This window comes from Blastococcus sp. SYSU D00868 (assembly GCF_054050575.1).
Genome location: NZ_JBJGZO010000038.1, coordinates 37,935 through 45,063, shown reverse-complemented (window position 1 = coordinate 45,063; position 7,129 = coordinate 37,935). Strand labels below are relative to the sequence as shown.

General features: G+C 77.1%; 8 protein-coding genes. 3 read left to right on the top strand and 5 right to left on the bottom strand.

Features of this window, described 5'->3' with window-relative positions:
• Positions 1–64: 64 nt before the first annotated feature.
• On the bottom strand, positions 65–946 hold the full coding sequence (locus ACI79F_RS22120) for a hypothetical protein (RefSeq protein ID WP_456578946.1): 882 nt from the start codon (positions 944–946) through the stop codon (positions 65–67).
• A gap of 115 nt (positions 947–1,061) precedes the next feature.
• On the opposite strand from ACI79F_RS22120, the gene ACI79F_RS22115 reads away from it, so the two are divergent.
• On the top strand, positions 1,062–2,054 hold the full coding sequence (locus tag ACI79F_RS22115; RefSeq protein ID WP_456546080.1) for an NAD(P)H-quinone oxidoreductase: 993 nt from the start codon (positions 1,062–1,064) through the stop codon (positions 2,052–2,054).
• 4 nt (positions 2,055–2,058) lie between these two features.
• On the opposite strand, the gene ACI79F_RS22110 is transcribed toward ACI79F_RS22115, so the two are convergent.
• The 4 genes from ACI79F_RS22110 to ACI79F_RS22095 all read right to left on the bottom strand — a co-directional run bounded on the left by ACI79F_RS22110 (position 2,059) and on the right by ACI79F_RS22095 (position 5,158).
• Positions 2,059–2,694 carry an anti-sigma factor family protein gene (locus ACI79F_RS22110; RefSeq protein WP_456546081.1) on the bottom strand — a complete coding sequence of 212 codons (636 nt, stop codon included), beginning with the start codon at positions 2,692–2,694 and terminating at the stop codon, positions 2,059–2,061.
• Entirely contained in the window at positions 2,691–3,215 is a 525-nt protein-coding gene (locus ACI79F_RS22105) for a sigma-70 family RNA polymerase sigma factor (protein ID WP_456546082.1), read from the bottom strand. Before ACI79F_RS22105 ends, ACI79F_RS22110 begins: the two co-directional genes overlap by 4 nt.
• A complete protein-coding gene (locus ACI79F_RS22100) occupies positions 3,215–3,670 on the bottom strand; it encodes a hypothetical protein (protein WP_456546083.1) in 456 nt (151 codons plus the stop codon). Before ACI79F_RS22100 ends, ACI79F_RS22105 begins: the two co-directional genes overlap by 1 nt.
• A 264-nt stretch (positions 3,671–3,934) precedes the next feature.
• Positions 3,935–5,158: a cysteine desulfurase-like protein gene (locus ACI79F_RS22095; RefSeq protein ID WP_456546084.1), complete on the bottom strand. Its 1,224-nt coding sequence runs from the start codon at positions 5,156–5,158 to the stop codon at positions 3,935–3,937.
• 87 nt (positions 5,159–5,245) lie between these two features.
• Between ACI79F_RS22095 and ACI79F_RS22090 the strand changes: the two genes are divergently transcribed.
• Positions 5,246–5,800, top strand: coding sequence for a bacterial proteasome activator family protein (locus ACI79F_RS22090; RefSeq protein WP_456546085.1), 555 nt, complete (start codon positions 5,246–5,248; stop codon positions 5,798–5,800).
• 177 nt (positions 5,801–5,977) lie between these two features.
• A complete protein-coding gene (locus ACI79F_RS22085) occupies positions 5,978–6,982 on the top strand; it encodes a type IV toxin-antitoxin system AbiEi family antitoxin domain-containing protein (protein ID WP_456546086.1) in 1,005 nt (334 codons plus the stop codon).
• The last annotated feature ends 147 nt before the right edge of the window (positions 6,983–7,129 follow it).

Sequence of the window (7,129 nt, the reverse complement as noted above, 5' to 3'; positions counted from 1 at the left end):
CGGCCCCCGGACCCGTTGCGGGCCCCGGCCGCGCCCGCGCCCCCCCCCCCCCGCACGACGTGCGTCAGCCCTGCGGCGGGTTCCGGTCGACGGCCCGCGGGGTGGCGTCGGCCGGCGGGCCGGACGCCGCGTCCCGGGCCGTGTCCCGGTCGACCTGCGCGGGCGGGGACCAGGCCGGGGGCGGGCCCGCGGGGGCCGCGAGGGGCGGGCCGTAGGGCGGCGGCGGCCGCCGGGACCCCCGCCGCAGCGCCACCACGAACAGCAGCGTGCTCAGCGCCAGCACCAGGACGCCGGCGGCGAGCATCCCCCAGGCGAAGCCGGTCAGCCCGGGCACGGTCGCGCCGATGCGCGCCTCGACCACGACCCCCGGCGAGCCGTCGGTGTTCATGACGACGATCAGCCAGTCGCCCTCGGTCGGGTCCCAGGTCAGCTCCTGCGTCCCGGCGCCGGAGGCCTGCGCGACCCAGAAGTCCTGCTGGGCGGGCGGGGTGGCGGGCGTGCCGCCGGAGATCTGCTGCCCGGGGACGGCGCCGCCGCCGAGGTCGTCGACCACCGTCCGCGCCACGCCGTCGAGGTAGGCCTGGCCCTCGGCCAGCGGCGCGATGCCGACGAAGACGTCGGTGTCGGGGTCCGTGCCGGCCACCTCGAGCCGCGCAGTGCCCAGCAGCGAGTCCAGCGGCGCCCAGTCGGTGCCCGTGTCGGACAGCTCGATCTGCTCGCTGACCAGCGCCGAGCCCGGTGTGGAGAAGCTCTCCTCGGGGGTGGTCAGGTAGCCGTCGTCGTCCCGGCCGGGGCCGTCGGCCCAGATCAGCACGCCGCCGCCGAGCAGCAGCCCGAGGCCCGGGAACAGCAGCAGGATCGCGAAGACGAGCGCCACGACGCGGCCGGCACCCCAGCCGCGGGAGGGGGGAGCCTGCGACCACGCAGGCGAGGGGGCGGCGGTCATGGGGCACCTCCAGCGCGCCGCCGGGGACCGCGGGACCGCGGAGGGGACGCCGGCGGCGGCACCGAGCCTGGCACTGCGCGCCCGGGGTGCACGAGGGACCTTCTACTGTCGCGCCATGCGCGCGGTCACCCTGGACGGCACCGGCGGACCCGAGGTCCTGGGCTGGGGCGAGGTCCCCGACCCGGTGTGCGGGCCCGGTGAGGTCGTCGTCGACGTCGTCGCCACCGCGGTGAACCGGGCCGACCTGCTGCAGCGGCAGGGCTTCTACCCGCCGCCGCCCGGCGCCAGCGACGTCCTCGGGCTGGAGTGCAGCGGCATCGTCAGCGAGGTCGGCGAGGGGGTGACCGGCTGGCGGGTCGGCGACGAGGTGTGCGCGCTGCTGGCCGGCGGCGGGTACGCCGAGCGGGTCGCCGTCCCCGCGGGGCAGCTGCTGCCGCGGCCGGCCGGGGTGGAGCTGGCCACCGCCGCGGCGCTGCCCGAGGTGGTGTGCACGGTCTGGTCCAACGTGTTCATGCTGGCCGGGCTGCGCCGCGGGGAGAGCTTCCTGGTCCACGGCGGGTCCAGCGGCATCGGCACCATGGCGATCCAGCTGGCCGCCCGGGCCGGCGCCCGGGTGTTCACCACCGCCGGCACCGCGGCCAAGCTCGACGTCTGCCGCGAGCTGGGCGCGGAGGTGGGGGTCAACTACCGCGACGAGGACTTCGTCGAGCGGGTCCGGGAGGCGACCGGCGGCGCCGGGGTGGACGTCGTCCTGGACAACATGGGCGCGAAGTACCTGGCCCGCAACGTCGACGCGCTGGCCACCGGCGGGCGGCTGGTCTGCATCGGGATGCAGGGCGGCACGAGGGCCGAGCTCGACCTCGGGCTGCTGATGCGCAAGCGGGCCGCGGTGCACGCGACCACGCTGCGGGCGCGGCCGGCGACCGGCCCCGGCGGCAAGGCCGCGATCGTGGCGGCGGCGCGGTACGACGTCTGGCCCGACGTGGAGCGCGGCGTCGTGCGCCCGATCGTGGACCGGCGGCTGCCGATGTCGCGCGCGGCCGAGGCGCACCGGGTCGTCGAGGCCAGCGAGCACGTGGGCAAGGTGCTGCTGCTGACCGAGGGCTGAGCGGTCAGACCGGTACCCGGATCAGCTCCTGCCCGGTGCCGTCGCGGAGGACGACGGCGGCCAGCGCGTCGCGCTGGACGTCGGTCCAGCCGCGGAACCAGCCGTCCCCGTCGTGCGTGGCCGCCCACTCCCCCGCCTCGTGCCAGCCGCCGTCCCGGTCGACCACGAGCAGGTGGCACTGCGTGTAGCTGGCCAGCCCGGCGACGGTGACGTCGAGGTCCGTGCCGCCGGGCTCCCCGGTCGCGATGACGCTGATCTCCACGTCCCCGGCGGCCGCGGTGTGCGTGGTGGGCCCGTCGCCGGGACGGGTCGCCAGCACCACCCAGACGGCGGCGGCCGCCACCGCGACCACGAGCGCCGCCGCGGCCAGCAGCAGCCGCCGGGACCGCCGGGGCCGCGCCTGCTCGTCCACCGCCGCCCGGACGCGGTCGTACAGGTCCGGCGGGGGCTGCACCGGCGGGCCGGTCAGCTCGGCCGGGTCCACGCGGGACAGCAGCGCGGGCAGGTCCCGGAACTCGGTGAGCTCGGCCCGGCAGACGGCGCAGCCGGCCAGGTGCTCCTCGACCCGGCGCCGCTCGTCGCGCTCCAGCGCGCCGAGCACGTAGGCACCGAGGTCGGTGGCCCCCTGTGGGCAGGTCACGTCGTCATCCCTCGTTCGGCGAGCGCCAGCTTCAGCGCCCGCAAGGCGTAGTAGCACCGGGACTTCACCGTGCCGGGCGGGATGCCCAGGACGGCGGCGGCCTCCCCGACGGTGCGGCCGCGGTAGTAGGTCTCCACGAGGACGGCGCGGTGCTCGCGCGACAGGGAGTCCAGCGCGTCCAGCAGGATGATGCGGTCCAGCGCGCCGTCGAGCTCGTCCAGGCTGGGGATGGCCGCGACGGCGTCGTCCCCGACCTCGTGCGGGCGGGCGTGCCGCGCGCGGTGCGCGTCGATCGCCAGGTGGTGGGCGACGGTGAACAGCCACGGCCGCACCGGCGCCGCCTGGTCGTCGAGCTGGTCGAGGTGCCGCCACGCCCGGACGAGGGTCTCCTGGACGAGGTCCTCGGCCCAGGCGTGGTCACCGCCGCACAGCCGCAGCGCGTACCCGAGGAGCGCGGAGGCGTGCGCGTCGCAGAGCGCGCGCAGGCTCTCCTCCCGGGTGTCGCGGCCGCCCAGCCCCATCAGCGCACGCGGACCCGGTCCGTCCGGGACGGCGTGCCGCGGGTGACCCCGGAGCGGGGGAACGCGAGCACGGCCAGCACCGCGAGGACGACCGCGCCGGCCGCCTCGACCCACACCGTCTCCCAGAACAGCTCGGCGCGGGTCGACTCCTGGAAGCCGAACAGCCCCACCCACACCGACAGGCACAGCGCCCCGAGCGTGCCCGCCTGGAGCAGCGCGCCGAGCGCCGAGACCGCCGCCAGCCAGCGCCCCGGCGCGGCGAGCACCGCCAGCGCCAGAGCGAACCCGGCGATCACGTTGACCATGAACAGCGGCCCGATCCAGTCGATGGTGTCGTAGCCGTCCTGCCACAGGTACAGGTGGATGCCGGCCATGGCCACGAGCAGGCCCGCGCCCACCACCCGCAGGAGCAGCACCAGCCAGGGCGCGGCCGGGCGGCCGGAGGTGCCGTCCACCGCTCAGCCCGCCGCGACCGGCCCGTGGCCGGTGTCCGACGTCGACGTCTTCCGCATGGCCACTCCCTCCAGCAGGGCCCGACCGTCCCGGGCACCGACACCAGGGAGCACGGAGCCTGAGGGTCTGCGGTTCACCGCGGGGGCGCGGGGGGCGCCGGGAGCGCTGGTGTCCGCGGGTCGTCACCGGGCGTCGCGGACCGGCGGCGGGCGGTGCCACCCGGAACGGGGCGGCAGGGTCGGACTCAGCGGGGGCTCAGCGGGGGCTCAGCGGGGGCGCAGCGCGGCCACCGCGTCGATCACGTAGCCGACCTCCTCCGCGGTGTTGTAGTGCATCAGCCCCAGGCCGACCGCCCCGCCCTGCTCGCTGGCGCCGATCGCGTCGAACAGCTCGCGGGCGTAGCGGTCGCCGTCCCAGGCGCAGATCCCGCGCCGGGCGAGGTCGGCGGCCACCTGCCGGGGGCGCATGCCGTCCACCGTGAACGACAGCACCGGGGTGGGGCCGGCGGCGGCGCCGAGCACCTGCACGTGCCGCATCGCACGCAGCGCCTGGTCCAGCCAGTCGAACAGCTCGCTCTCGTAGGCGGCCACGGCCGTCATCGACCGGCGCAGCCGCTCCCGCCGGCTGCCCGAGGCCTCCCCGCACAGGCCGGCGAGGTGGTCGACGGCGGCGGCGACGCCCGCGTACAGCGGATAGGGCTGCCCGCCGATCTCGAAACGGTCGGGCACCCGGTCCGGGGAGGGCACGAGCTTGTCCGGCCACAGCTCGGCGAGCAGGTCCGGGTCGGCGACGACGGCGCCCACGTGCGGCCCGCACCACTTGTAGGCCGAGACCGTCAGGAAGTCCGCGCCCAGCGCCCGGCGGTCCAGCGGGTGGTGCGCGGCGGCGTGCACCGCGTCGACGAAGACCCGCGCCCCGACCCGGTGCGCGCGCTCGGCGATCGCGGCGACGTCCGGGCGGGTGCCGATGGCGCTGCTGGCGGCGGTGACGGCGACCAGCCGGGTCCGCGGGCCGAGCAGCTCGTCGTACTGCCAGTCGGGCAGCTCGCCGGTCTCGATGTCCACCTCGGCCCAGCGGACCTGCACGCCGCGCCGCTCGGCCAGCTGCACCCACGGCCGGATGTTGGCGTCGTGGTCCAGCCGGCTGACGACGATCTCGTCGCCCGGGCGCCAGGTGCGGGCCAGCGCCCGGGCCAGCACGTAGGTCAGCGTCGTCGCGCTCGGCCCCAGCACGACCCCCGCCGGGACGCCGCCGGTCAGGTCGGCCAGCGCGGCGCGGGCGCCGGCGACCAGCCCCTCGGCGCGCGCGGAGGCCGGGAACACCCCGCCCCGCGGCGCCACCGGGACCCGCATCGCCTGGGTGATCGCGTGCACGACGTTCTCCGGCACCAGCGTGCCCATCGGGCCCTCGGTGTGCACCAGCCCGTCGGACAGGCCCGGGAACTGGCCGCGGACGCGGGCGATGTCCAGCCGCGCGTCCCCCGATCCCATGTACACCGACCCTAGCCGCCCGGCGGGGGCGCCGACGGTCCGCACCGGCCCGGCGGCAGTCGCCCCGGGCGGGGCAGGATGGAGGGCATGACCATCCCCGGGAACGGCAGTGAGCGTCCGCAGCAGGTCGTCGTCGTCGGGCCGGACGGGCGGCCGGTCGGCACCGTGCCCCTGCCCGGCGGGGAGGAGGGCGGCCAGGACGGTGCCGCCGCCGTCGGCGACATGGTCGAGCAGCCCGCCAAGGTGATGCGGATCGGCACGATGATCAAGCAGCTGCTCGAGGAGGTCCGCGCCGCGCCCCTCGACGACGCCAGCCGGCAGCGGCTGCGCGACATCCACGCCTCGTCGATCCGCGAGCTGGAGCAGGGCCTGGCGCCGGAGCTGCGCGAGGAGCTGGAGCGGATCACCCTGCCGTTCAGCGAGGACTCCACGCCGTCGGACGCCGAGCTGCGGATCGCCCAGGCGCAGCTGGTCGGCTGGCTGGAGGGCGTGTTCCACGGCATCCAGACGGCGCTGTTCGCCCAGCAGATGGCCGCCCGGGCACAGCTGGAGGAGATGCGCCGGCGCGCGCTGCCCGGCGGCCCGAGCGCCGGCGTCCCGCAGCAGCCCGACTTCCGCCCCGGCGGCGGCCAGTACCTCTGATCCCGGCCCCGGGCCGGGATCAGGTCACCTGATCATCAAGCGTCCTCCCTCACGGTGTGCGGTGAGGGAGGACGCTCTGCGCTGAGGGAGGACGGCGTTCTCCCCCAGGTGACGCCGCCGTCCACAGGCGCGCCCGGACCGGCCGCCAGGCGTCTCCCGGCCCCGACACTCCCCGGCATGCACCCGGGTCTCGAGTTCGCCGAGCGGTCCCGCGGCGGCGTCTTCACCGTCGAGGACGCACGCCGCGCCGGTCTCCGCCCCGACCAGATCCGGTCGGCCGTCGTCTCCGGTGCCTGGCGCCCGCTGCGGCGCGGCATCTACGTGACGTCGGAGCGCTGGGCCGCGGCCCGCGACGTCCGTGCGCGGCACCTGCTCGCCGCCGCCGCCGCCCTCACCGCGCTCGACCCCGGCCCGGTGCTCAGCCACACGTCGGCGGCGCGGTTCCACGAGCTCGTCCTGCCTCGCCGGGTCGACGACGTCGTCCGCCTGACGCACCCCGACCAGTGGCGGAGCGGGAGGGGCTACCGGATCGCGGCCGCCGCCCTGCCGCCCGAGGACCTCGTCGTGGCCGATGCCCTCCGCGCGACCAGCGTGGCCCGCACGCTCCTCGACTGTGCTCGCGAGTGGTCCCTGACCGATGCGGTCGTCGCGATCGACAGCGCGATGCAGACGCGGAAGTGCCGGCGGGCCGACCTCACGGACGCCGTCCTGCGGCAGAGCCACTGGCGGGGCATCGGTGCCGCCGCGCGGGCGGTGGGCCTGTCGGACGGGCGAGCCGAGTCGCCGCTGGAGACCCGCGGGCGGCTGGCGATGCTCGCCACCGGCCTGCCCGCCCCGGAGCTGCAGGTGGAGCTGCACGGTCCACAGGGCTTCGTGGGGCGGGTGGACGCCTGGTTCGAGGAGGCCGCCGTCGCCGTCGAGTTCGACGGGGAGGTCAAGTACACCGATCCCTGGGGTGGCCGCACCCCGGCCGAGGTCGCCTGGGTCGAGAAGCGGCGCGAGGACCACGTCCGCGACCTCGACGTCCGCGTCGTCCGGGTCGTGCAGGAGGACCTGCCGCGCTTCGAGCGGGTGGCCGGACGGATCGACGAGCTGCTGCGGCGCCCGTTCACCGGCCCGCGACGCTTCCGCGTCGTCCGGACGCCCGAACCCGGCAGCGACCCCGCCGGCGCGGTCGCCTGACGCGCCGCCGTCGTCCTCCCTCACCGCAGAGCGTCCTCCCTCCCGGTCCACGGTGAGGGAGGACGCTCCACGATCAGGTCACCTGATCCCGGCCGGCCGGCCCCCGGGAACGGCGACGGCGCCGTCTCCCCCCGTGGGAGACGGCGC

Coding starts and splice junctions, on each gene's coding strand:
- ACI79F_RS22120 (WP_456578946.1), bottom strand. CDS start 946: ATGACCGCCGCCCCCTCGCCTGCGTGGTCGCAGGCTCCCCCCTCCCGC.
- ACI79F_RS22115 (WP_456546080.1), top strand. CDS start 1,062: ATGCGCGCGGTCACCCTGGACGGCACCGGCGGACCCGAGGTCCTGGGC.
- ACI79F_RS22105 (WP_456546082.1), bottom strand. CDS start 3,215: ATGGGGCTGGGCGGCCGCGACACCCGGGAGGAGAGCCTGCGCGCGCTC.
- ACI79F_RS22095 (WP_456546084.1), bottom strand. CDS start 5,158: ATGGGATCGGGGGACGCGCGGCTGGACATCGCCCGCGTCCGCGGCCAG.
- ACI79F_RS22090 (WP_456546085.1), top strand. CDS start 5,246: ATGACCATCCCCGGGAACGGCAGTGAGCGTCCGCAGCAGGTCGTCGTC.
- ACI79F_RS22085 (WP_456546086.1), top strand. CDS start 5,978: ATGCACCCGGGTCTCGAGTTCGCCGAGCGGTCCCGCGGCGGCGTCTTC.